This is a genomic window from Salinarchaeum chitinilyticum (genome assembly GCF_055390775.1).
This window is the reverse complement of record NZ_AP043888.1, coordinates 1,088,451-1,111,589: the sequence shown is the minus strand read 5'-3', so window position 1 is coordinate 1,111,589 and position 23,139 is coordinate 1,088,451. Positions and strand designations below refer to the sequence as shown.

General features: G+C 70.2%; 25 protein-coding genes and 1 tRNA gene. 13 read left to right on the top strand and 13 right to left on the bottom strand.

Features of this window, described 5'->3' with window-relative positions; translation table 11 throughout:
- Positions 1-861 carry an ABC transporter ATP-binding protein gene (locus ACZ5KP_RS05565; RefSeq protein ID WP_460920766.1) on the bottom strand — a complete coding sequence of 287 codons (861 nt, stop codon included), beginning with the start codon at positions 859-861 and terminating at the stop codon, positions 1-3.
- A gap of 151 nt (positions 862-1,012) precedes the next feature.
- The gene (locus tag ACZ5KP_RS05560; RefSeq protein ID WP_460920764.1) at positions 1,013-1,711 is read right to left on the bottom strand and encodes a DUF2270 domain-containing protein; all 699 of its coding nucleotides are present in this window, start codon (positions 1,709-1,711) and stop codon (positions 1,013-1,015) included.
- A gap of 150 nt (positions 1,712-1,861) precedes the next feature.
- Between ACZ5KP_RS05560 and ACZ5KP_RS05555 the strand changes: the two genes are divergently transcribed.
- Positions 1,862-2,230: a hypothetical protein gene (locus ACZ5KP_RS05555; protein ID WP_460920762.1), complete on the top strand. Its 369-nt coding sequence runs from the start codon at positions 1,862-1,864 to the stop codon at positions 2,228-2,230.
- Between the two features lie 450 nt (positions 2,231-2,680).
- On the opposite strand, the gene ACZ5KP_RS05550 is transcribed toward ACZ5KP_RS05555, so the two are convergent.
- Positions 2,681-2,765 (bottom strand) — tRNA-Leu (locus tag ACZ5KP_RS05550).
- 146 nt (positions 2,766-2,911) lie between these two features.
- Between ACZ5KP_RS05550 and ACZ5KP_RS05545 the strand changes: the two genes are divergently transcribed.
- The 3 genes from ACZ5KP_RS05545 to ACZ5KP_RS05535 all read left to right on the top strand — a co-directional run bounded on the left by ACZ5KP_RS05545 (position 2,912) and on the right by ACZ5KP_RS05535 (position 6,024).
- Entirely contained in the window at positions 2,912-3,445 is a 534-nt protein-coding gene (locus ACZ5KP_RS05545) for a helix-turn-helix domain-containing protein (RefSeq protein WP_460920760.1), read from the top strand.
- A gap of 333 nt (positions 3,446-3,778) precedes the next feature.
- Positions 3,779-4,699, top strand: coding sequence for a helix-turn-helix transcriptional regulator (locus ACZ5KP_RS05540; RefSeq protein ID WP_460920758.1), 921 nt, complete (start codon positions 3,779-3,781; stop codon positions 4,697-4,699).
- Between the two features lie 92 nt (positions 4,700-4,791).
- Positions 4,792-6,024, top strand: coding sequence for an acyl-CoA dehydrogenase family protein (locus tag ACZ5KP_RS05535; RefSeq protein ID WP_460920756.1), 1,233 nt, complete (start codon positions 4,792-4,794; stop codon positions 6,022-6,024).
- On the opposite strand, the gene epsC is transcribed toward ACZ5KP_RS05535, so the two are convergent.
- Complete coding sequence (gene epsC, locus ACZ5KP_RS05530; RefSeq protein WP_460920754.1) at positions 6,003-6,656, bottom strand: serine O-acetyltransferase EpsC; 654 nt, start codon at positions 6,654-6,656, stop codon at positions 6,003-6,005. The two genes, ACZ5KP_RS05535 and epsC, sit on opposite strands and share 22 nt — an antisense overlap.
- Complete coding sequence (locus ACZ5KP_RS05525) at positions 6,643-6,780, bottom strand: hypothetical protein (RefSeq protein ID WP_460920753.1); 138 nt, start codon at positions 6,778-6,780, stop codon at positions 6,643-6,645. The genes epsC and ACZ5KP_RS05525 overlap by 14 nt, the downstream gene beginning before the upstream one ends.
- A 154-nt stretch (positions 6,781-6,934) precedes the next feature.
- Here ACZ5KP_RS05525 and ACZ5KP_RS05520 point away from each other — a divergent pair, with 154 nt between their 5' ends.
- Entirely contained in the window at positions 6,935-7,483 is a 549-nt protein-coding gene (locus tag ACZ5KP_RS05520) for an HAD family hydrolase (protein WP_460920751.1), read from the top strand.
- Between the two features lie 34 nt (positions 7,484-7,517).
- Here the strand turns inward: ACZ5KP_RS05520 and ACZ5KP_RS05515 are convergent, their stop codons facing one another.
- Positions 7,518-7,757, bottom strand: a complete 240-nt coding sequence (locus ACZ5KP_RS05515) for a DUF5822 domain-containing protein (protein WP_460920749.1) — start codon at positions 7,755-7,757, stop codon at positions 7,518-7,520.
- Positions 7,758-7,986: 229 nt separating this feature from the next.
- Between ACZ5KP_RS05515 and ACZ5KP_RS05510 the strand changes: the two genes are divergently transcribed.
- Positions 7,987-8,301 carry a DUF5779 family protein gene (locus tag ACZ5KP_RS05510; RefSeq protein WP_460920747.1) on the top strand — a complete coding sequence of 105 codons (315 nt, stop codon included), beginning with the start codon at positions 7,987-7,989 and terminating at the stop codon, positions 8,299-8,301.
- 61 nt (positions 8,302-8,362) lie between these two features.
- Positions 8,363-9,169 (top strand): alanyl-tRNA editing protein, encoded by an 807-nt coding sequence (locus ACZ5KP_RS05505; RefSeq protein ID WP_460920745.1) that lies wholly within the window; start codon positions 8,363-8,365, stop codon positions 9,167-9,169.
- Positions 9,170-9,202: 33 nt separating this feature from the next.
- On the opposite strand, the gene ACZ5KP_RS05500 is transcribed toward ACZ5KP_RS05505, so the two are convergent.
- The 5 genes from ACZ5KP_RS05500 to ACZ5KP_RS05480 all read right to left on the bottom strand — a co-directional run bounded on the left by ACZ5KP_RS05500 (position 9,203) and on the right by ACZ5KP_RS05480 (position 12,961).
- The gene (locus tag ACZ5KP_RS05500) at positions 9,203-9,907 is read right to left on the bottom strand and encodes a J domain-containing protein (protein WP_460920743.1); all 705 of its coding nucleotides are present in this window, start codon (positions 9,905-9,907) and stop codon (positions 9,203-9,205) included.
- A gap of 219 nt (positions 9,908-10,126) precedes the next feature.
- Positions 10,127-10,351, bottom strand: coding sequence for a DUF7123 family protein (locus ACZ5KP_RS05495; protein ID WP_460920741.1), 225 nt, complete (start codon positions 10,349-10,351; stop codon positions 10,127-10,129).
- A 211-nt stretch (positions 10,352-10,562) separates the two neighbouring features.
- The gene (locus tag ACZ5KP_RS05490; RefSeq protein WP_460920739.1) at positions 10,563-10,745 is read right to left on the bottom strand and encodes a DUF7525 family protein; all 183 of its coding nucleotides are present in this window, start codon (positions 10,743-10,745) and stop codon (positions 10,563-10,565) included.
- A 243-nt stretch (positions 10,746-10,988) separates the two neighbouring features.
- Complete coding sequence (gene tbsP, locus ACZ5KP_RS05485; protein ID WP_460920737.1) at positions 10,989-11,804, bottom strand: transcriptional regulator TbsP; 816 nt, start codon at positions 11,802-11,804, stop codon at positions 10,989-10,991.
- A 404-nt stretch (positions 11,805-12,208) separates the two neighbouring features.
- Positions 12,209-12,961, bottom strand: coding sequence for a DUF5781 family protein (locus tag ACZ5KP_RS05480; RefSeq protein WP_460920735.1), 753 nt, complete (start codon positions 12,959-12,961; stop codon positions 12,209-12,211).
- A gap of 113 nt (positions 12,962-13,074) precedes the next feature.
- Here ACZ5KP_RS05480 and ACZ5KP_RS05475 point away from each other — a divergent pair, with 113 nt between their 5' ends.
- Positions 13,075-13,818 carry a proteasome assembly chaperone family protein gene (locus ACZ5KP_RS05475; protein WP_460920733.1) on the top strand — a complete coding sequence of 248 codons (744 nt, stop codon included), beginning with the start codon at positions 13,075-13,077 and terminating at the stop codon, positions 13,816-13,818.
- A gap of 137 nt (positions 13,819-13,955) precedes the next feature.
- Positions 13,956-15,014 (top strand): HTH-type sugar sensing transcriptional regulator TrmB, encoded by a 1,059-nt coding sequence (trmB, locus tag ACZ5KP_RS05470; protein WP_460920731.1) that lies wholly within the window; start codon positions 13,956-13,958, stop codon positions 15,012-15,014.
- Between the two features lie 44 nt (positions 15,015-15,058).
- Here trmB and ACZ5KP_RS05465 read toward each other — a convergent pair whose 3' ends face one another.
- Positions 15,059-15,979 (bottom strand): MBL fold metallo-hydrolase, encoded by a 921-nt coding sequence (locus ACZ5KP_RS05465; protein WP_460920729.1) that lies wholly within the window; start codon positions 15,977-15,979, stop codon positions 15,059-15,061.
- Positions 15,980-16,137: 158 nt separating this feature from the next.
- Positions 16,138-17,469: an MFS transporter gene (locus tag ACZ5KP_RS05460; protein WP_460920728.1), complete on the bottom strand. Its 1,332-nt coding sequence runs from the start codon at positions 17,467-17,469 to the stop codon at positions 16,138-16,140.
- A gap of 278 nt (positions 17,470-17,747) precedes the next feature.
- On the opposite strand from ACZ5KP_RS05460, the gene ACZ5KP_RS05455 reads away from it, so the two are divergent.
- The 4 genes from ACZ5KP_RS05455 to ACZ5KP_RS05440 are packed head-to-tail and all read left to right on the top strand — an operon-like array spanning position 17,748 to position 23,105.
- Positions 17,748-18,893, top strand: a complete 1,146-nt coding sequence (locus ACZ5KP_RS05455; RefSeq protein ID WP_460920726.1) for a DUF7310 family coiled-coil domain-containing protein — start codon at positions 17,748-17,750, stop codon at positions 18,891-18,893.
- The gene (locus tag ACZ5KP_RS05450; protein ID WP_460920724.1) at positions 18,890-19,384 is read left to right on the top strand and encodes a DUF7311 family protein; all 495 of its coding nucleotides are present in this window, start codon (positions 18,890-18,892) and stop codon (positions 19,382-19,384) included. The genes ACZ5KP_RS05455 and ACZ5KP_RS05450 overlap by 4 nt, the downstream gene beginning before the upstream one ends.
- Entirely contained in the window at positions 19,381-21,405 is a 2,025-nt protein-coding gene (locus ACZ5KP_RS05445; RefSeq protein ID WP_460920722.1) for an ATPase, T2SS/T4P/T4SS family, read from the top strand. Before ACZ5KP_RS05450 ends, ACZ5KP_RS05445 begins: the two co-directional genes overlap by 4 nt.
- Complete coding sequence (locus tag ACZ5KP_RS05440) at positions 21,399-23,105, top strand: hypothetical protein (protein ID WP_460920720.1); 1,707 nt, start codon at positions 21,399-21,401, stop codon at positions 23,103-23,105. Before ACZ5KP_RS05445 ends, ACZ5KP_RS05440 begins: the two co-directional genes overlap by 7 nt.
- Positions 23,106-23,139 lie beyond the last annotated feature (34 nt).

Below are 23,139 nucleotides of genomic sequence, written 5' to 3'. Positions count from 1 at the left end.
CTATCGCCCGCCGCCGTCGCCGTTGGTTGCGTCGGAATCCGTGCTGCTGGCCTGGGGCGTCGCGGCCGAGACGCCGCCCGCGCCGTCGGCCGCCGCGCTCGCTCCGGCACCGCTCCTGGCATCCGCGTCCGCCCCGACCGCAGCGGCGTGGCCGTCCTCGACGGCGTCGAGGAACTCGTCGAGCAGCGTCCGGTCAGGAGCGAGATCGCTGGGCGTGCGCTCGGCGACGAGCTGCCCGTCGTGGACAATCCCGACGGTCGTGCAGACCTCCGCGGCGACCTCGACGTGGTGGGTCGAGAGCACGACCGCGTTCTCGGCGGCGTACTCGACGAGCGCCTCCTTCACGCGCTCCTGGACGATCGGATCGAGGTTCGCGAGCGGCTCGTCGATGAACACCGCGTCGGGCTCGTGGAGGAAGGCGGCGGCGATCATCACCTTCTGTTGATTCCCACGAGAGAGGTCAGCTGCGAGCGTGTCGAGGTGTTCGGCCATGCCGAGTCGGCCCGCCCACTCCTCGACGCGGGCGTCGAGGACGCTGTCGTCGATTTCGCGCACTCGGCCGACGAACTCGAAGAACTCCCGTGGCGTGAGGAAGGAGGGCGGGGACTCCTTCTCGGGGAGGACGCCCACGCGCTTGCGGACGCCGATGGGTTCCTCGCTAGGATCGACGCCCAGCACGCTCGCCGAGCCGCCGTCGGCCTCGAGCTGGCCCGTCAGCAGTTCGATGGCGGTCGTCTTGCCCGCGCCGTTGGGCCCCAGCAGTCCGTAGAGTTCGCCGCTTTCGACGGCGATCGAGAGGCCGTCGAGGGCCGCCAGGTCGCCGAAGGACTTCCGGAGCTCCTCGGCCTGGATTGCAGTCATGGCCCGTGGTGCGTACTGACAACCGAAGAAACTCCCGGCCGCGGCGATCCACGACGGTAGCATGGGCAACGCCGTTCGAGTGACATCGATGGCGGAGCGACCGGTGAACTACCGGGTACGTTTCTCGCGCCGTGGCGAACACGACCACCGTTCATTGCTCGTCACCGAGATCGCCGCGATCGACGTCCGCGTCCGTTTCCGACACCTCGCCCGTTCCAGGCCAGAACGCGAGCACGACGAAACACGCATACCAGATGGCGACGCCAGCGATAACGGCCCAGCCGGGGACGTCGCCGATCGCGGCGGCCCTGACGATCGGCTCGTCCGCCCCGCCCAGCCGGAGCACCCATACGAGCAGGATACCGGTGAGTAGCGGGAGATACACACGGCGGAGTCGATGGGCCAGCGCGCCCCGGAGCGAGATCCCAGCAGCCGGATTTCTGTAGTCCTCGCTCAGCTGGCGTCGCCAGTCGCGGTGCTCGACGCCGCGGGAGGGGTCGAGCGCGTTCGCGAAGAAGTTCTGCTGCATCGAGCGGACCCGGGACCGCCAGACGTCGTATCGCTGGAACCGGCGGGCCTCGATTAGCAGGAACACGACGCCGATGCCGATACCGACGAGGAGAATCGAGTGAGAGACCTGGTCACTGGAGAAGGAGTACGCCAGGATCCCCGCGATGACCGTCACCGCCCAGTTCGTCGACGAGTCCATGCGCTGGCGCCAGGATGTCTCGCGGTCGACCTCGGCGCGATAGAGGTGCGTGATCGTCGAGCCGAGCCCATCGTCGCCCTCGAGGGAGGCCCGGCCGGACTCGCGTGCGTCCCCCGCCTCCGGGTCGAAATCGTCGCTCATGACGGCAGTGTTCGGGACTTCGGGAAATTGTTCGGAGGCGATTACCTGCCGAACGCGATCGATGTCGTCCGTCCTCGAACGTCGATCGGACCACGAATCGTTCCGCCAATCACCACGAAGTATTTAGCCCGACGCCGTGGCACGGAACGCATGAACCGGCGGTCGGCCCTCCAGGCGGCGGGGACAGCGACGCTCGCGATCGCGGCTGGCTGTACCGCACGGTTCGTCGAGGGCGAGAACGAGACGCTCGAGATCCGCAACGAGTACGAAACGTCGGTCACGCTCGACGTCTCGATCGAGAACGACGACGGGTCGACGGTGTTCGACGAGTCGATCACTATTCGCGCGAACGAGACGGTTACGCGCGACGTGCTCGGCGACGACCAGTTCTACCTCGACGTAACCTGGGACGAGCAGCGCCACGAGTTCGGAACGCGACCGATCTGTGACGACTCGTTCACCAGGATCATCGTCACCGAGGATGGCACGCTCGACAGTGAAATCGAGGACTGTGAGTGAGTTCGAACCTGCCGAACGTGCTTTGAGTTACCGGCCGATCGAACCACGAGCATCCGCGCTCGCTCCAACGGGAGCGAGCACGGTTCCGAGCGGTCGCTGTCGGGGGTAGCGGCACATTTCCCCCAAGTTTTTGCGAAGAGCGGGTCGCGAGCGACCCGCTGCTCGTAAAAAGTGGGTGCCGGACCGGATTTGAACCGGAGCAAGACGGTCGTGCTCACTCGCTTCGCTCGTTGCGCGCGCTACGACTTGCAGGGTTCAAACCGGCCGTACGTACCTGCCGCTCGCGAACGTTGCTCGCGGCAGGATATGCGTGGGACCGGATTTGAACCGGAGCGAGAAATGCTCGCTCCCGCTGGTCGCTGCGCGTTCCTCGCAGGTTACAAATCCGCTCGAACGACATTTTCGCAGAACAGACGCCTCGCTCCGCTCGGCGTGTCGTTCTGCGAAAAGTGCGTGGGACCGGATTTGAACCGGCGGACCCCTACGGGACAGCGCCCTCAACGCTGCGCCGTTGGCCTGGCTTGGCTACCCACGCGCAAGTGAATCGACGCATCCGAACCTTGCCGACCGGTTGGTAAAAGCACTTTCGTTTGCCCCCACGGCGGGATCACGAGACGGAGTGCTACCGCTCGCGGTCCGAAACGGCGTAGCCTTAAATACGGCGAGCCGATAGCGGTGGTCATGGCCAAGTACTCGACGGGAGGCTCCGGGGGCTCGGGCGACGGCGACGCCTGCGAGCTCTGTGGAGCGGAGACCGACTCGCTCCGGGAGGCAACGGTGGCCGGGGCGCAGCTGCTCGTCTGTCGGGACTGCGCGCCACACGACGACGCGGCGAAGACGCAGTCCCGGTCGAGCAGCGGCGGGCAGGAGGACAGTGGCGGCGGCCAGGACACCGAAACGGATCGGAAGCGGAAGGCCGCCCAGAACGCCGCGAAGGCGAGCAACGTCTGGGACGGCGACTCCTCGCACTGGGAGGAGGAGGGCACGGACTACGACGACGACCCGCTGCCCTACCTCGTCGCTGGCTACGGCGAGACGCTGACGGAAGCGCGCCAGGACGCCGGGCTCCAGCGCGAGGAGCTCGCCGAGGAGATGGAGATCGACGAGTCGGTGCTGCTCGCGATCGAACAGGGTCGGGCGACCCAGGCCGGCGTGCCGGGGTCGATCGTGCGGGCACTGGAGCAGCGACTCGACGTCGAACTCATCGAGGAGTAAGGACGGCCGTTCCGCCGGCGGACTGTCGAACGGCTCGAAGGTGGAGGGCGTCGTCGACGCGTCTGGAGGACCGTGTCAGCGGGCAGGGATCCGGCGGGCGTCAGCGACCCGCCGGTGGGAACGTCACTACTGCATTCGTATCGTGGGCAACCTGCCTCATAGTATTTATCATTCCACTTACCATAGTCTCCTCCGGGAAGGCTGGAGCGTTCCGGCGGCGTCGGAGCGAGGGCTCCGCCGGAATCGCGGCGGGCGGGCTGGCCGCTCCGGTGGACCTGCTCCCGTGCAGGGCCATCCCCCATAGCTATGTGCAACCGGTCGGAATCGATCGGTATGACTGGCGCAGTCTCGTTCGTCCTCGGGTCGGCGGCGCGACGCGAGGTACTCTCCCGGCTCGCCGACGGCGAGGACAGCGGGCGTGGTATCGTCGTCGCCGCCGACGCCAGCGAGTCCGCCGTCTACGACGCCCTCGGCAGGCTCGCCGACCGTGGCCTCGTCACGGAGACCGCCGACGGCACCTGGGGGCTGACGGGCGCGGGCCGGCTCGTGGCCGACACCGTCGAGCGCTGCGAGCGCCTCGACGGCGTGATCGGCGGCGACACCGACTACTGGGCGAGCCACGATCCGACCGGGCTGCCGGCGAGCTTCCGCCGGTCGATCGACCGCCTCGAGTGCTGTGAGGTCGTCCGGTCGCCGGATACCGACCCCTACCGGGCGGCGCGACGCGTCGAGCGCGCGATCGAGGACGCGCGGACGGTCGCGATCGTCGCACCGGTCTACAGCGATCGTCACGCCGAGGCGCTGCTGGAGAGCGACGCCGAGCGCAGCCGCCTCGTGATGACGCCGGGGATGGTCAGCCGGATCGTCGAGGACGAGCCGGCGGGTCCCGAGCCGAACCTCGACGGACTCTCGATTCGCGTCCAGCCCGCCGCGATCTCGATGACGGTGACCGACGGCTCACTGTTGTTCTCCTTGCCCACGCCCGCGGGGAGTTTCGACGCGACCACGGAGGTCGTCGCGGAGGGCGACGCCGCCATCGAGTGGGGCCGCAGTCTCTTCGAACATTATTGGGAGCGGGGCACGCCAGTCGGTCAGTGGCTCGCGAACGAACATCCCGACGCCGGGGATTCCGTCCACGTCCACGAACACGGAACGCTCGCCGAGACCGTCGAGGAGGGTGCCGATGCCGGGAGCGACGGTTCTGCGGGCCGAACCGAGACTCCGGACGGAAGTCGTCCGGTGGACGACGGATAGCACCACAGGGCAACGAATCGACCCACTGCCACCCAGTTTCGCCGTCGGTTCGCGCCTCAACGATTATCCCGGCGTCCGCGCAAGGAGACAGTATGCAGCTGACCGCGGAGCAGCGGGCCATGCGGGACGTCGTCCGCGAGTTCGCAGTCGAGGAGCTTCGACCGGCCGATCGCGAGGGCGACGAGACCGAGTCGTTCCCCGAGGACGTCTGGGACGACCTCGCCGAGCTCGACCTGACCGGGCTGGCGGTGCCCGAGGAGTACGGCGGGCTCGACGCCGACCGCGTCACTTACGCCGTCTGTAACGAGGCCGTCGCCTACGGCTCGCTCTCCGTCGCGACCGCCCTCTCCGTGCACGGCCTGGCCTGTGCCTGCATCGACGCCTTCGCCAGCGACGACCAGCGCGAGCGCTGGCTCCCGGAGATGGCGACCGGTCGGCCCGTCGGCGCGTTCGCGCTCTCCGAACCCGGCGCGGGATCGAACCCCGCAGAGATGAGCACGGTCGCCAGACGGGACGGCGACGAGTACGTCCTCGACGGCGAGAAGCAGTGGATCACCAACGCGACCCGGGCCGGCGTCGCGATCGTCTTCGCGAAGGCCGTTCCGGCGGACGCGACAGCCGACGGTCCGGACGGCGCTCCGTCCCCGGACGACGCCGACGAGCGTAGCTCGTCGAGCCCTGGCTCGCAAGCTCGCCAGGACGCCGAGGGCGAGACCGTCACCCAGTTTCTCGTGCCGACGGACGCCGAGGGCTTCGACGTCGGCGACCCCGAGTCCAAGCTGGGGCTCCGGGCCTCGGACACGGCACCGATCTCCCTAAACGGCGTCCGGATCCCCGCCGAGAACCGCCTCACCGAGGAGGGGCGAGGCCTCGCTGCAGCGTTCGAGATCCTGACCGGTGGCCGGGTCGGAATCGCGGCCCAGTCCGTGGGGCTGGCCGAGGCTGCCCTCGATGACGCCGTCGACTACGCCCAGGAGCGCGAGCAGTTCGACTCGCCGATCGCGGACATCCAGACGATCCGGCACAAGCTGGCGGAGATGCGCACCCAGCTCGAGGCCGCCCGGCTGCTGACCCGCGAGGCCGCTCGGAAGCTCGAGGCCAGCACCGACGACGCCGCGATGGCCGCGAGCATGGCGAAGTACTTCGCCAGCGAGGCGGCGATGACGGTGACCAACGAGGCCGTCCAGATCCACGGCGGCTACGGCTACGTCCAGGAGTTCGACGTCGAGCGCTACTATCGCGACGCGAAGGTCACCGAGATCTACGAGGGGACGACCCAGATACAGAAGGAGATCGTCGCCCGTCACGTGCTCGGCGAGCAGTGATCGCACGGCCCCGCGGTCGGGCCGTCCCCACGCGTCTGCCCGCCGTCTCGTCCAGCGGTCTCGGGTGCGTCACCGTCCGTTCTGTCGTTCTCCGTCGGCGCCGCGGGGACCCCGACGACCGTTTCGCCAGCGTCGACGTCGTCGACGACCACCGCACCGGCACCGACGGTCGCGTCATCGCCGACGGTGATCGGGCCGAGCACCGTCGATCGGGCGCCCAGCGTCACGCCGTCGCCGACCCTGGGATGGCGCCGTCGACGCCCGCTCCGTCCGCGGTCGGACTCGGGATCGCCGCTCGCTCGCGCACCGAGAGTCACGCCGTGAAAGCAGAGCACGTCGTCCCCGACGATCGCGGTCTCGCCGATCACGACGCCGTGGCCGTGGTCGATGACGACGCGCTCGCCGATCTCGGCGCCGGGGTGGAGTTCGACGCCGGTGACCAGCCTGGCGATCGTGCTCAGGACGCGGGCGAGGAGCCGTCGATCGCGGGCCCAGAGCCAGCTCGCGAGGCGATGCGTCCAGCGGGCCCACAGTCCCGGCGAGGTGAGAAGCGCCTCGAGCGCCCGCTCCGTGGCGGGATCGCGCTCGAGAATCGCCCGGACGTCGGCCCGAAACCGGTCACGGCGCGCCATCGCTCCGGCGGCCGCCGCGGGAGCTCCGGCGCTGGACCGTCGCGGAGCACTGCGGACAACACCGGACCCCGCGCTCGCGGGATCCTTGCGTCGCGGTGCGCCCGCCGGTGACGGTCCGGGGCATGGACTGGTGTTCGTGGAGCGAGCCCAAAATCGTTCGGCTTCGGATCGGCGGCGTCCGTTGATCGTCGGCACCCTTCGGTCGGCGATCGCTCTCCGGCCGGTCAACGCCACCCGCGACCGACAACGATTAGACCGTACTCGCGAGTTACTCGGACGTGAGCCACGAGTTCGAGGCCCGGGTGTACGACCTCGACGGGACGCTGGTCCGCCTCGACGTGGACTGGGACGCCGCCGTGAACGACGTCGTCGCAGTCTACGAGGACGCCGGCGTCGACGTCGACGCGGATCGCGGCCTCTGGGACCTCATGCGGAAAGCCAATCGTCACGGCATCCACGAGGACGTCGAAGCGGTGCTCTCCGAGCGGGAGATCGCGGGTGCGGAGGCGTCCGAACGGCTGCCGCTCGCCGACGAGGTCGACTCCACGCGGGAAGCCATCGGCGTCTGTTCGCTGAACTGCGAGGAGGCCGTCGAGATCGCTCTCGAGAAACACGGCCTCGCCCGCTACGTCAACACGGTCGTCGGCCGCGACACGATCCACGAGCAAAAGCCCGCGCCGGAGCCGCTGCTGGAAGCCCTCGATCGCATGGGGGCCACGCCCGTCTCGACGCTGTTCATCGGTGACTCGGAGAGCGACGAGGAGGCCGCCTACCGCGCCGGCATCCCTTTCCAGTGGGTCGAGGAGCGCCTCGACGCACGCCCGTAGCCGATTCGACTTGCACGAACGGCGATCCGGTCGATCACTCGGCCTCGACGCGGCGTCGCTCGAGCAGGAACGTCGCGATCGCGGTGAGGAACCAGACGATCGCGCCGATGCGGATCGCGAACGCGACGCGCTCGTTCCACGTCGGGAGGGCGAAGGGGATCGAGAGCAGCGCCACGAGCGGCGCACCGATCACGATGGTGTAGACGAACGTGAGCTGCATCACGCGCCCGTAGTCGACCCCCTCCGGATCGGTCGTCTCGACGGGCTCAGGCACGGCGAGTCGTTCGACCTGCCCGTATAAGGGCGGTGCGCTTCGGCGTCGCGGGCGTCGATCGCGAACACGACGTGTTCGTGGCCGGTCGGTCGTGATACGGCCGTTAGGGGCCACCTGCAGCGGACGGGCGCGCTGTGGGTGGCCCGAGCGACGCCGCGGCTACCGGCGCTGACGATCGGTGGCGGCGCTGACGGTGGGTTTTTGCGGAGGGAGCGCGAGGAGCCGACACATGACCGCGTTCGACCTCGACCTCCGGGCGGTCGAGGAGCACATCGACGAGGCCGAAGCGAACGAGGACGGCAACGGCGGCGGACGGATCGTTCTCGACGTTCTCGACGGCTCGACGCCGGACGAAGAGTGGCTCGACCTGATCCAGACGGGGAACGTCCTCGTCCTCCACGTCGCGGGAGACGTGAACGAGCTCGCGTCCGGCTTCGCTCGCGACGTCCGCGACGCCGGCGGCGAACTCGTCCACTTCCGCGGATTCCTGATCGTCGCGCCGCCGGGGATCGACGTCGACCGCGAACGGCTGCAGTCGGACTGATCGCGGTCGCGACGGTCGCTGCGACGGCACGCTCAAGTGTCGAGCCGCCCCAGCGACTGCCATGACGGCGACCCCGTACCTCGCGGATCCCTACCGACGAACGATCGAGGCCACCGTCGAGCGCAGCCTGGACGACAGGGTGGTGCTGGACCGTACGATCTGCTACCCCGAGGGCGGTGGCCAGCCCGCCGACCGAGGGACGCTGACGGTGCTCGAACCGAACGAGCCGGCCGAGGAGGACGGCGGCTCGGTTCCGTCGTCCCAGCGCTGGCTGATCACCGACGTGCAGAAGCAGGACACGATCTATCACCATCTCGAACCGGCCGGCGACGCCGATGCGGCGGCCGAAGCGGGGGCCACAGACGCCGAGGGCGCGCTCGAAATTCCCGACGAGGGCGCCACGGTCGAGATCGAACTCGACTGGGCCCGGCGCCTCGGCCACATGCGCCACCACACCGCCCAGCACCTTCTCTCGCGGGTACTGATCGACGAGTTCGACGCCGCGACGGAGGGCAACCAGGTGTACGCCGACGGTGCCCGGATCGACTGCGCGCGAGACCGCTTCTCGGAGGACGACCTCGCGACGATCGAGGACCGGGTTAACGAGCTGATCGCCGACGAACGTGCCGTCGAGTGGTACGAACTCGATCGGGCCGTCGCCGAGGAGCGACTCGATCCCGAGCGAACGCGGATCGAACTCCTGCCCGATTCGATCACGGAACTCCGGATCGTCGAGATCGACGGGTTCGACCGGACGGCCTGTGCCGGAACGCACGTCGAGAACACGGGCGAGTGCGGAAGCTTCGAGCTGACCGGCCGGGAGAGCAAAGGCGGCGACGTCGAGCGGCTGCGCTTCGAGCTGGCGTAGTCTTCGCGAGCGGAATCGAGGAGATCGGCTGCGCTACTGGAACGGCGTCCGATCGAGTGCGGTCCGCGCGTCGTAGTCGAGGTCGAACTCCACACGTCGTGCCGGCCCCACGGAGGACTGCTGGTCGTAGACGACCGCGTCGACGGCGACGTCCTCGGGTAGTTCCCGGCTCAGCAGGAAGGATCGCGCGGTCTCGCCGGGATCGAGTTCGACGTCGTCGCCGCGCCAGCGGTCGGGGAGCCGGCGCTGCTTGGGTCGGTACACCGACGGCAGGTAGCGCTCGCCCTGGGAGCCGACGAACCGGACGCGGCGGGCCTTCCAGGTCACCGGCCGCCCCGTCTCGTTGGTCACGCGAAAGGACGCGCCGACGCGGCGCCCGGGATCGACGTGGCTCGGGAGCAGCTCCTCCGTCGCGAGCCGATCCGTCAGCGCGGTGAGCCGAACGACGAGCCCGTCGGCCGTCGCGACGAGTTCGAGCCCGTCCTCGCCCCGGACCGTCTCGCCGGAGACTTCCACGCGCTGTCGCGTCGCGGTGACTGCCTCGCCGCCGTCGGAGAGCGGGTCGGTGACCGAGCCGCCCTCGACGACGCGCTCGTAGGCGTTCTTGATCTCGAGGAACCGCTCGGTGGAGCCGCCCTGGTCGGGGTGGTGTTCCATCAGCAGCTCCCGGTACGCCGAGCGGACGGCCGCCTCGTCGGCGTCGGGCTGCACGCCGAGTACGCGATGGGGCTCCGCCATCTACAGGACACGTGCTCCCACAGCGGCATATAATTTTCCTTCAGAAAGCAATGTATAATGGGGGATGATGTACTGATTCAGTATGGGAGTATCCGATAGAAAGTCGCGACGTGGGTACGTGCTGGGGCTCCCCTCCTGCTGGTGCGAGCGATGCGTCTCGTCGCTGACGACGTGACTGAGGGACGCTGAACGGACCGTAGCAAGCGGCCGCGGTTGCGGTTATCTTGGCGTGACCTTCCAGGTGGTCGAGCGCGCACGACCCCACTTCTCGATGTCGATATCCTCTGTCTTCTCGTCGAGCTCGGGGAGGCGAACGCCGACTTCCTTCGACGAGAGACCGAGCGCCTCGGCGATGTTCCGAGAACGGAAGTACCGCTCGCCGCGGGCGGCGCTGTCTTGGAGGTAGGCGACGATGCGCCGCTCGGCTTCCGTAAACTGTGCCATCGTTGGGTAGTTTGCAGCGGCAACGGCTTAACGCTTCCTTCCGCGGTGACCGACGAACGGCCGTGGTGGGGTTCTCCGGGCCGGCAGCTCCCCGGTCGTGATCGAACGGGGCCGATGACCGAGCGGCTGAGCGGCCGCCGGTACTGCGCTGCCACCGGCACTGCGCGGCCACCGGTACTGCATCGCCACCGGCACTGCGCGGTCGACGGCGCTACTCGGCGTGGGCGTGGATCGCGACGACCGCGAGGCAGCCCGCCGCGACCGCGCCGGCGAAGCCGGCCGCCGCGAGGTTCGTCGAGGCCTCCGCGCCGAGCATCGCTCCAGCGCCCACGATGGCGAGGAGGACGAAGAAGATCCCCAGGCCGACGCTCCTGTCCGTGCTCGTCGTCTCCATGCGCGTCGCTTCCGGTGGCGCCGACTTAGGTCTTGTCAGTGGCCGTTCCGGATACGGGCGCGAACTGTGGCGCCCGGATCGCCACTGCTGTCCGCCAGGCTACCGGAATCGGGATCCGAGTGCCGGAGGACGTCCGCCGACGACCGTCAGTTCCAGCGCCTCTGTGACGCAGATCGTCGACGCCGTCGCTCGACGTCCGGTCGCGGAAAAAACGGCGACTCCGCCGTGGAGCGATCGACGCCGTCAGTTCAGGACGGTCTGCGCCGCGGCGGCGATCTGGTCGGGCTCGGCGTCGCGGAGGCGCTCGTCGGCGAGGGTCAGCCGGAGTCGCGGGCGGCCCACCTCGATCGGGACCTTCTCCGTCTCGATGAGTCCGGCGTCCTCGAGCGTGGACTTCGTCCGGGAGAAGGTCGCTTTGCTCGCGACGCCGGTGTCCTCGCCCCACCGGCTGATGTCGTAGAGCAGCGCCTCGTTCTTGGCGGCGGCGAGCAGGCTGACGGTGACCTCGTCGAGGTCGTCGTCGTTACCGCGGGCGGTCTCGAGGGAGTCCAGCATCCCCGAGAAGTCGTCCTGCACGGGAGCGCCGAGGTCGCCCTCGAGCTCCTCGCGGACCGTGGACATCGGCGGCGTCCGGAGCGAGTACTCGTCGGCGCGCTCCCAGCGCTCCTGGACGTCGGTGCGCGCAGCGTCGACGAGATCGGCCTCCTCCGAACGGAGACCGCCGACGCGGGTTCCGGCGTCGACCAGCGACGTCACGCAGTCGTTCGCCACGATCGTCGGGTTCGCACCGGGGTCCGCGGCGACGTGGAGGGCGAGCCGGCCGGAGGCGACGTGATCGGCCGCCTCGCTCGCGACGAGGAAGTCCTCGAAGACCGTCTTGAACGCGTCTTCGACGGCGAGGAGCCGGATCTCCGGCACCGTCTCGCTCGACGACAGCGCGTCAACGACCGCCTCGACGACGCTCGCTGGCGCGTCGACGACGTACACCGGCCCGTCGTCCGCACCGAACACGCGTTGCAGTACACCGTCGATCCGGTCGTCGTATACGTTCCGTACCATTACACTACTTTGGTATCGGCCCATACATTTAATTTTTGTTGCCAATATGCAGGTGTTGGTACGTTCTGGTACTGAATTAACCCTGGAGTAATCGAACGAAAATCGAGGGACTGCAACCGATGACGGGCGCGAACGGTCGGGCTGGGTCGGCTCGTCGCGGCGCAGTCCGTGCGTCCCCGGTGAGGCGTCACCAGCGGCCGTCTGAACGGCGTCGATCCGGCGCGGTTCGCCGGCGGCGGTACTGCTCCTCCACTTGGATGCCGGCCGGACGGCGGTTAATATTTGTGGCCAGCGTACCGTTCGTGGGAGCGCTGCCGGCGGTTCGAGGGGCTGCGCACGGCTGGTGAATTCTCAGTTCGGGCCCCTCGGCGGACGCCGAGAACGAGCGTCGCTCCGGCGCTCCGTCAGTCCGCCGCCTGCGCACCGCCCGTCGCGTACTCCCGGGTCACGTCGACGAGCCGCTGCCGGTACTCGCGTGCCTCGGGGTCCGGCGTGAGCTCCCGGAAGTGGCGTTTGAACTGATCCAGCGCGACGCCGGGCGCGTCCTTCGCCGCCGCGTGCGCGAGATCGTAGAGCCGGTGGTCGGGGTCGACGAGGTCGTGGCGCTCGACGATCGCGAGCCCGAAGGCCGCGTTGACGGCCGTGAGTTCGGGGTCGGCGCCGCTGCCGGTGGGCCGGGCGCCGGCCCGAGGGGGATCCGGGCGGTCCACGACGCCCGCGGCGAGCTTGGACTCGAGGAAGGCGACCAGCCGGTCCGGCGGCCCGACGGCGAGGGTCACGTCGTCGGCGTAGATGTCCTTCATGTGGTTGGCGATCTGGTAGCAGTGGGCGACCTTCCGGCGCTCGACGGAGTGGCCCGAGAGGGCGAGAAAGAGCGCCTCGTCCGTCGATTGCGTGTGTGAGACGTGGCCCTCCTCGTTGCGAACCATGTGCGCGTACTCGTGGAGCGCGAGCGGGCGTGCCATCGCGCTCGTCGCGGCCTGGCGCGAAATGTTGAGCACATGGTGATCCTCGTCGTGGGCGGTCCAGGTGCGCTCGTCGGGGCTCTCCCGGACCCTGACCTCGACGGGCCGGTCGAGGTCGTGTTCGGTCTCGAGGAGGTCCCGCGCCGACAGGAACGGGCCGGGGGACGCCGGTCCGCGTACGCGAACGTCCATCAGACACAGGCACGGGAGCGAGGAACTTGACGGTGTTGGCGGTTCCGGGATCGGATCGGTCCCCTCTGAAACTCGTCCCGACGTTGAAGGCGCTACCGAGCAAATAGTGCCCCATGGCCAGACAGCAGCGCCAGGAGCCCACGGTCGCGGTTCACGAAGACCGGCCGATCACCGAGCCGGTCGTGGCCGGCTTCTCCGAGTTCGGGCTCGCCGGACTCACGGCGGTGGACTACCTCGCCGACCAGCTCGAGATGGACGCCGTCGGGCACGTCAGCACCGACGGGCTCCCCTCGATCACGCCGTTCACGGAGGGATCGCCGCGCCATCCGACGCGGTTGCACGCCGACGAGGCCGTGCCGGTGACGACGCTGGTCTCCGAGCAGTTCGTGCCCGCGTGGGCGGCCGAGCAGATGGGCGAGTCGTTGCTCTCCTGGATCGACGCGTCGGCGGTGGACGAGCTCTGCGTGGTCTCCGGCGTGCCCGTGCCCCACGGGCCGGACGACCACCGGACGTTCTGGATCGCGACGGAGGACTTCCGGGAGCGCCGGCTCGCCGGGACCGATCTCCCGCCGATGGGCAACGGGTATCTCGACGGCGTGAACGCGGCACTGCTCGAGCGGGGCATCGACTCCGACCTCGCGGTGGGCGTGCTCGTGACGCCGGTCCACCCGCAGGCCCCCGACGCCGAAGCGGCGATCCGGCTGCTCGAGGGGCTCGTCGACGTCTACGACCTCGACGTCGACACCGGACCGCTCGAGACGTTCGCCGAGCAGGTCGGACAGTACTACGGGGAGCTGGCTGCCAGACTGGAGGACGCCGCCGAGAACGACCTCCCCGACGATCGAATGTACATGTAGGCGCCGGGGGTGCACTGCCTGCGTGGGCGCTCGCTGCCGCGGCAGCCGCTCCACGGAAAATGAACGGCCTTACGGAACGGTGTTGTACTCGTTCCGCAATAAATACGTACGGGTAGCGAGAACGCCGTACAACCGCCATGGCCTCAGACGACCTCCGTGCGACGCTCGAACGGGTAGGGGAGCGCTTCAATCTCGGCGAGTACGGGACGGACGCCTACCTCGCCGTACTCGAACACGGCGAGCTGACCGCCAGCGAGATCTCCGAACGAACCGACATCCCCCAGCCACGGGTCTACGACACGGTGCGCAGTCTCAGCGACCGCGGGCTCGTCGAACTCCGCGAGTCCCGTCCGATGAAGGTCGTCGCGATCGATCCCGACGAGGCCTTCGAGGAGCTGGAGAGCTCCCTCGAGGAGATGATCGCCGAGCTCGAAGCCCGCTACACCGCCCCGACCCGCGAGACCGAGGCCGTCTCGCTGGTCCGCTCGCGAGCGACGATCCTCCGGTACGTCGAGGACGTCATCGAGTCCGCGGAGTACGAACTCTCCCTCTCCCTGACCCCGGCGCTGCTCGAGCGCTTCGAGACCCAGCTCGGGCGCGCCGTCGACCACGGCGTCAGCGTCGATCTCATCGTCACGCCAGGCAACGAGGCGCCCGATCCCGACGACTACGACTACACCCGGATCTGTACGAGCGCTCGGAGTCGCCGCGGCATCACCACGCCCGTCATCGCGGTCGCCGACGGCGAGTACTCCGTCTACGCCACCCAGGACGCGATTCGCGACGACAGCGAGCGCTACGGCGTGATCTTCAACCGCTCGGCGCTCGGCTTCCTGCTCTCGGGGTTCTACGGCACCGTCCTCTGGACGACCAGCGACGAGCTGGTCAGCGCCGGCACCGACCGCTCCTTCCCACGGACCTACGCCTCGATCCGGCGGTGCGTGAAGGACCTCCAGACCGTCGAAGGGCCGCTCTACGCGACCGTCAGGGGGCGCGACGTGCTCACCGGCGAGCCCCGCGTCGTCCGCGGCCGCGTCATCGAGATCACGTTCGAGCACACCGAGGAGGTCGCCGGGCTGACCATCGAGTCCGAGTCCGGCGAGACGATCACCGTCGGCGGCCAGGTCGCGACGCTCGAGGACATCGAGAGCCACGAGCTCTGGATCGGGAAGGAGGCGCCCCCGGAGATCGAGTGATCGGTCTGTCTCGCCCGTCTCCGCGGCAGCAGTAGCGCAGTGAACTACGCCGACCGATCCAGCGCGGTCAGCACGCCCCGGACGTTCATCCGGGTCTCGGCGGCCGCCTTCTCCTCGCTCCAGACGTCGCCGGTGTCGATCGCCGCGACGAACCGCTCGACGACTTCCGCCTCGTCGGCGTCCGGCCCGCCGAGCTCCTCGCGCGTGGCCGCAACCGTGTCGACCCACTCGGAGAGCACGGTCTCGTACTCGTCGAGTCGATCGGCCGTCCGCGCGGGCCCGAAGTGTGCATAACACAGCACCGACGGCTCCAGCGACCGGATCGTTTCGAGGTCGTCGATCGCCTGCTCGGGGTCGAAGTTCGGCGGCGGCGAGGTCGGCTCGACCGCGTCTCGCTGGGGCACGTAGATGCCCGCCGCGTCCGCGGTGAACACCGCGTCGTCCGCAACGGAGTGGAAGACCACCTGGTGTGGCGCGTGGCCCGGGGCGTGGTGAGCGATCAGCTGCCGGTCGCCGAGGTCGATCGCGTCGCCGTCCTCGAGTTCGACGATCCGCTCGTCGGGGATCGGCACGGGATCGTCGTAGTGGCGCCACTGGTCGCCGACGGCCTGCTTGGTCCCCTCGATCAGTCGCGACGGATCGACGAGGTGGGTCGCGCCGATCTCGTGGACGTACACCGTCGCGTTCGGGTAGTCACGCACGAGCTTGCCCGCGCCACCGGCGTGGTCGAGGTGGACGTGCGTGAGCGCGATCACCTCGAGGTCCTCCTCGCCGATGCCGACGGCGTCGAGGGCTCCCTGGACGGCGTCGTAGTCGGCGCCCAGGCCCGTGTCCACGACCGCCGGTCGGTGGCCGTCGAGGACGTAGACCGAGCCGTAGCTCGCGACGTCGTACATCCCCGTGTCGACGTAGTGGATCGACTCGCACTCCCCGATCTCGACGCGTGCGACGTCTCCGGGTTGCATAGGGTGACTGGGGCCTCCGATCGGCAAAAGTTCCGGGGTGCCAGCGGCGAGATGCGTGCGCCGGTCGTGAGGCGGGCCGGATTCGGCGGCGGTCGTTCCGTGATTCGTCCACTGCTGAACGGTCCTTGCGAGCCGTATTCGTCGCTGGCGTCCACCACTCACCGGTCGCGGTCGAGGGCGTCTCCGGTGGACGGCGACCTCGTCGCTCCAGTGATCCCCCGGAGCGTGAGGACCAGCACGCCACCGAGTACGACCAGTCCGCCGGCGACCGCGAACGCGACCGCGTACCCGAACGTGGCAGCCCACCCGCCCAGGACGCCGCCGACGCCGCCGGCGATCGCCCCCAGGGCCGTGTGGACGCCGAGGATCTCACCGCGGATGCTCGCCGGGGCCAGCCGGGTGACGATGACCGTCCCGACGACGGCGATGACGGCCCACGTCGCGCCGATGAGAACGAGGGCGACGCCGGCAGTACCCAGCTCCAGTGGGACGGCTCCGATCACCGGAACGAGCGCCACCAGTGGGAAGAGCACCCCGCGACCGCCGAGCGCGGCCGATTGGAGCACCCGGACGTCGTAGCGCGTGGCGAGCGTTCCCGCCCAGTCGTAGAGCACTGCCGACCCCAGACTGGAGACGAGATACAGCGCAAACACCTGTCCCGAGCCGAACCCGGTCTCCGTGAGAAACAGCGGAAGCGGTGCCCAGAAGGCAGCGAATCCAGTGAAGAACAGTCCCGCCGCGACGAGGTAGATCGCGAGCGTCGGAGTGAGGCGCGCGGCGATCCGGCGCGGACGAAGCTGCCGAGTCGTCCAGAACAGTCGGTTCGGCGAGAACGCGAAGGTGGCTCCCTTGACGCCCCGTCGTGACCGTGCGAGGATGCGGGCGATCCGGCGGGCGTCACGCCCGTCAGTCACGCCCGCTCCGGGGGCGGGGCGGGGAAGGGTCCGTGCGGCACCGACTGCGCTCGCCCCGGCACAGAGCGCCAGTACCCAGAACAGCGTCCGCGTGGCCTCCGTCGGGTCGAAGATCTGACCACCCACGAGCGGCCAGACCGTTCCCAGCACGAGCCCACCCGCCCATCCGTACCCCTGGTACGTGTTGAGACGGCCGATCCGCTCGGTCCACGTTCCCTCCGGCGCGCCGTCGACGACGAGCATGGTCAGCACCGGTGCGACCGACGCCGAGACCAGCCAGAGCGCTGCGTTGGCGACGATGACCGTAGCGACACTCGTCAGCAGCGGGACGACGGCGAGCGCGAGTCCGACGGTCACCAACGTCACGACCACCAGCAGTCTCCGGTGGCCGACGTCGTTCGCCAGCCGGCCAAACAGGATCGCACCCGGCGCGCCGATCACCGCTGCCGTCGATGCCAGGATGCCCAGGTCTACCGGTGAGGCGCCCAGTCCGACGGCGTAGAGGGGGATCAGCAGTGAGGCGCCACCGAAGGCGACGGAGCCGAGTCCCCACGCGTAGAGCCAGCCATCCCGCACGGGCGGCCCGTTGGACCAGACGGCATAAACGATGCCGGTTCACCGCTCGGCTCAGGATTCTCGGCGCTGGTGTCGTGCCGACACGAGCTTCCCCTGGCGAGTGAGCGCGTGGAAGCGCAGGACGGGGACGCTCGCGAGCACGCGTTTCTCCACGTCCCCGGCGACGAGCCGGCGATCGCGACCGGATCGCCGGACGAGCGCTGGCGCTCCACGCCCATCGACCGTCTTCGACCGGCCGCTCCACACCTTTATGACCGATTCCGCGGCGACGCCAGTGCATGTCCCAGGACGACCTCGCGGAGCGACTCGACGCCGTCGAACGCCGGCTCGACGCTGCCTACCCCGACGCCGACGCGGACGGTGCCGATCCCGAGACGACCGAGCGCGTAGAATCGTTTGCGGAGCGGCTGGCTGACCTCGAAGCGGCCGTCGAGGCGGTGGAGGGGTACGTCGGCGAGATCGAGCGGGTCGACGAGGCGCTCGAGGCCCGCACCGACGCGGCGCTCGCGACCGCCGACGGGCTGCAGGAGTCGATCGACGCTGTCGACCAGCGCGTCGACGGGCTGGCAGCCCGCACCGACGAGATCGAGGCCAGCACGACAGCGATCGACAAGCGGCTCACTGCAGACCGCCAGCAGACAGCGGATTTCGACGATCGCCTGGCCGAGCAAGCCGCCGCACTCGACGACCTCCGATCCGACGTCGACGCGCTCGGGGATCGGATCGCCACCGACGGGCCGATGGCGACCGACGAGGCAACGCAGTCGCCTGCGAGTGAATCGTCCGGCGACCAGCCCCGGTTCGAGTTCGCCCCCGACCGGGCGCCAGCGGACGGTCGCGAGCGCACAGTCGGCCGAGAGCACCCGACCGACCGGGCCGACACTCACCGGTGCACCTGCGATGACGGCGACGCCGAGCCAGTAACGTTCGAGGCCGAGCCAGACCCCGCAGACGGCGGCACGGCCAACGCCAGGCCGTCCCGAAAACGGTCGGCCCCCGACGGCGGCGTCGAGCCGTTCGGTACTGCATCGGCTGGTGCGGTGGACCAGCATCGCCCTGCAGGAACCGATTCGGCGGCCGACCGGCGCTCCTCGTCGGCGCCAGCGACCGACGAGCCTCGCACGAACGATTCGATCGAACGAGCGTCGTCGAACCGACGCCCCGCTGCCGGTCCCGGACGCTCCGGAGCGACCGCTGCCGCTCAGACGGAACGCACCCGGGCCCAGGCCGGCGACGGCCCGGCCGTTTCGGGCTGGGGTGATCCAGCGGCGGACGCGCAAGCAGACGGGAACGAGGACGGCCAGCGATCGTCGACCGCCAGCGACCGGTCGCCCCGGTCGAACGGCGACGCCACCGGCGCCGACCAGCGCTGGACGGACTCGAACAGCGAGACGCTGCTGGACCGGCTGCGCTCGATGCTGTGATCCGCGTCGTCGTCACGGTCCTGCTCGCGATCGCACTCCTCGCGGCCTCGATGCCGGCCGTCGAGCACGCCGGGGCGGACCGCAGCGAAGAACAGCTCCGTTCGGGCGTCCGGAACCTCGACGCGGCCGCGACAGCGCTCGCCGAATCGGAGGAGGCCGTGCCGGGCACCGTCGGCGCGCGCCGGACGGTCGCGGTCCGGATTCCGGCGGCAGACATCGGCGCCGCGGGGGTCGAACGGTTCGCGATCTCCGGGTCGGACCGTCGCTACGCGTTCCGGGTCGAGGGCAGGGACGAAACCGTGCGCTTCGGCACCGTTCCCGTCCACACGCTGGACGGCGAACCGCTCGTCCTCCGTGAGCCTGGCACGCACGAGCTCGTCCTCGCACTGGTCGAGATCGGGGGCGATCGTCGCGTCGTCGTGGCCCGGCTGGAGCGGGTCCGGGACGGTGCACTCGGTGGCAGCGCCGGTGCCGAGGTTCAAGACCCATGACGCGGCGATCGGCGTCCATGCACGCGCTACTGGATCGCGTTCTGGGGACCGACGACGGCCACGCCTGTGAGTGCACCGCCGAGACAGCCGGCCAGACGCTCGCCGTCGACGCGACCGACTGCGACGGCGCGCTCGAGAGTGCGCCGGACTGTCGCGCCTTCGTCGCCGAGCAGCTCCCCACCTGCGACGTCGAGCGCCTTCGCGTCCGCTCGGCGGGCGAAGATCGCTACTACGGCGCGGACGCCGTCGATCTACTGTCCGCCGCCGGGCGCTTCGCCGCGCTCGCTCGCGACGCCGACCCGACCATCGCCGACCGAGCGCGGACGGAGCCCCTGGCCACCGCGGACGATGCCGCCGCGAGAGCGCCGCCGATCTCGGAGATCGCAGACGACGTGGGGCTCCTCGACGCGGCATCGGGTGCCCCCGCCGAGCCGTTCCAGCCCGCGATCGCGCCGACCGTCGCCGACGCGCGCCTTGAGACGTCGATTCCAGCCGACGCCAGACTGCGGACCGCCAGAGAGCTCTCCACCGGTGCCACTGCACGGATCTACGACGCACCCGGCGAGGGCGCCCCACGGTACCACCTCGATCCCGTCGAGACGGCACTCGATCCTGCGGCGCTCGCGGTCCTCGCGGACGCCTACGACGAACTCGCCGAACGCAGGGACGAGCCGGCGCCGGTGACGGCGGTCCGGGCGGTTCTGGACGACGGCGACGGCGGGGATCCCGGCGGATCCGGCGACAGCGCCGAAGCCGACCGAACGGACGGCGGTTCGCCGGCCACTATCGGCGACGGCGACGTCCGCACGCTCGCAGCAGTCCTCCGGAAACACACGCGTGGCTTCGGAATCCTCGAGGACTGCTTCGCCGATCCGGCGGTCTCCGACGTGTACGCCAGCGCACCCGCTGCGGGAACGCCGCTGTGGGTCGTCGCCGGCGGCGAGCAGCTCCGGACGAACGTCCGCCTCGGCGAGGACGGCGTCGGCGCGATCGCCTCGACGTTACGGCGCCGGAGCGGCCGCTCCTTCTCCCGGGCGAGCCCGACGCTCGACGCGACCGCGACCATCGCCGACCAGACGGTCCGCGTCGCGGGCGTGCTCGATCCGGCCACCGAGGGCCACGCCTTCGCCTTCCGCTCGGGCGGCGAGACGGCGTTCACGCTCCCGGCGCTCGTGGCCAACGGCACCCTGCCGCCCGCGGCAGCGGGGCTGCTCTCGATCGCGGTCCGTCGAAGCGCCGCCGGGCTCTTTGCCGGGACCCGTGGGGCCGGCAAGACGACCGCGCTCGGTGCCGTGATCTGGGAGCTACCGGCGACGACCCGTTCGATCGTCATCGAAGACACGCCGGAGCTGCCGGTCGCGACCTATCAGGATCGCGGGCGGGACGTCCAGCCGCTGCACACCACGCTGGAGGACGGCCCCGGCGTGACGCCGACCGAGGCGCTGCGAACTGCCCTCCGGCTGGGCGAGAGCGCGATCGTCCTCGGCGAAGTCCGCGGCGAGGAGGCTGCGGTGCTCTACGAGGCGATGCGCGTCGGCGCCAGCGGCGAGACCGTCCTCGGGACGATCCACGGCGACGGCGGCGAGGACGTCCGCGAGCGCGTCGTCGGTGACATCGGCGTGCCCGAATCCTCCTTCGGTGCGACGGACTTCGTGGTCACCTGCGAGCAGTATCGCACTGCCGAGGGGGAGCGGGCGCGTCGGGTCGCCGCGATCGAGGAGGTGATCGCGGGCGAGGACGGCGTCCGGTTCGCGCCGCTGTTCGCGCTCGAGGCGAGCGGTGACGGCAGCGGCGGCGACGAGAACGCGGCCGCCGCGGCCCGCCTGGCCCCGACGGGCCGGATCGAGCGTGGCAACAGCCGGCTGCTCCAGGGGCTCACGCGCCCGGGCGAGTCCTACGCTGCCCTCCGCGACCGTATCGACGACCGCGGAACCTTCCTCGGCTCACTCGCCGATCGCGGGACGACGGCGCCCGACGCCGTCACGACTGCCTACGCGCGTCGCGGTGATCGACCGTGTTGAGCAGTGCGATCACCGAACTCGCACGGCTCTACCCGGTCGACGTGGCGGCCAGCGACGAGCTGTCCCGGGCGCTGGCATTTCTCGAGGTCGACGTTCCACCGGCGGAGTTCGTCCGCGCGGGCTACGGCGCCGGGGGCGTGGTCGGGCTGGCCTGCGTCCCGCTGGCGGTCCTCGCGCCGGCGACGTATCGCCCGCTGGTCCTCGTGCTCGCGATCGGGCTGGCGCTGGGCGTGGTTCACGCCGTCCACCGTGGACCGGTCGCCGTCGCTGCACTCGGGCGTTCCCGGGCGCTCGGCGCGGCACCGGACCTGATCGGCCGCGCGATCCTCCGGATGCGCGTCGATCCGGCGACGGAGGCGGCAGTCGCGTTCGCGGCGGACTCCGGCGATGGCCCGCTCGCGGCAAGCCTCCGGCGCCACGTGCGAGCGACAGCGGGTGCCGCTGGGACGGGGCTCGACGGGTTCGCCGCGGAGTGGCGCGAGTGGTTTCCCGCGCTCGCTCGCGCGAGTCACCTGCTCGCTGCCGCCGGCTCTGCAGGCGCGGCACGACGCGAGCGCGCCCTCGAGCGCTCGCTGGAGGCCGTCCTCGAGGGGACCCACGCCCGGCTCCAGTCCTTCGTCACGAACATGGGCGGCCCGATCACGGGACTCTACGCGTTCGGCGTCTTGCTTCCGCTCGCACTCGTGGCGGTGTTGCCCGGCGCGCGGGCCGCTGGGGTGCCGGTGACGCTCCCGGTCGTTGTCGTCATCTACGACCTCGCGCTGCCCGGGGTCTTGCTCGTCGCAGCCGGCTGGCTGCTCGTCCGCCGGCCCGTCGCCTTTCCGGCGCCCGACCTCGACCGGTCCCATCCCGACGTTCCGGATCGGTGGTGGCCCGCACCGCTCGCCGGCACCACCGCTGGCTGTTCGGGGGCGCTGGCGGCCGACGTGCTGATCGGTCGCTGGGCGGCGCCGATCGCGCTGCTCGGCCTCGGCGCCGGGGTCGCGCTCGTCGTCCACTACCGGCCGATCGTCGTCGTTCGCGAGGAGATCAAAGCCATCGAGGATGGGCTACCGGACGCGCTCTATCTCCTCGGCCGCCGGGTCGACGACGGCTACGCCGTTGAGCGGGCGATGGAGCTCGCGGCGGACGAACTCCCCGACGCGACCGGCGACGTGCTGGCCGACGCCGCACGGCGCAGTCGCGTCCTCGGCGTGGGCCCCGACGAGGCGCTTCGGGGCGACCACGGCGCGCTCGCGACCGTGCCGAGTCGCCGGGTCCACTCGACCGCACAGCTGCTCACGCTCGCGACCCAGGAGGGGCAGCCCGCCGGACAGGCGATCGTCGCGATGGCTGGCCACCTCGAGGACCTCCAGTCCGTCGAGCGCGAGGCCCGCCACTCGCTGGCGCGGCTGACCGGCACGCTGCGGAACACGGCGGCGATCTTCGGACCGCTCGTGGCCGGCGCGACCGTCGCGCTCGCCGACGGCATGGCCGACTTCGGCGGCGAGACGGACGCGATCGGGACGATGCCGACCGCGGGGCTGGGGTTGGCCGTCGGCACCTACGTGCTGTTGCTGGCGGTCGTACTGACCACGCTCGCGACCGGCATCGACCACGGGTTGGATCGGCCGCTCACGGGCTACCGCGTCGGGCTCGCGACCGCGACCGGCACGCTCGTCTTCCTCGGCGGGTTCCTCGGGGCGGGGATGCTGTTCTGAGCGGCCGTCGTCCGTGCTGGTGCCGCCATTCCTC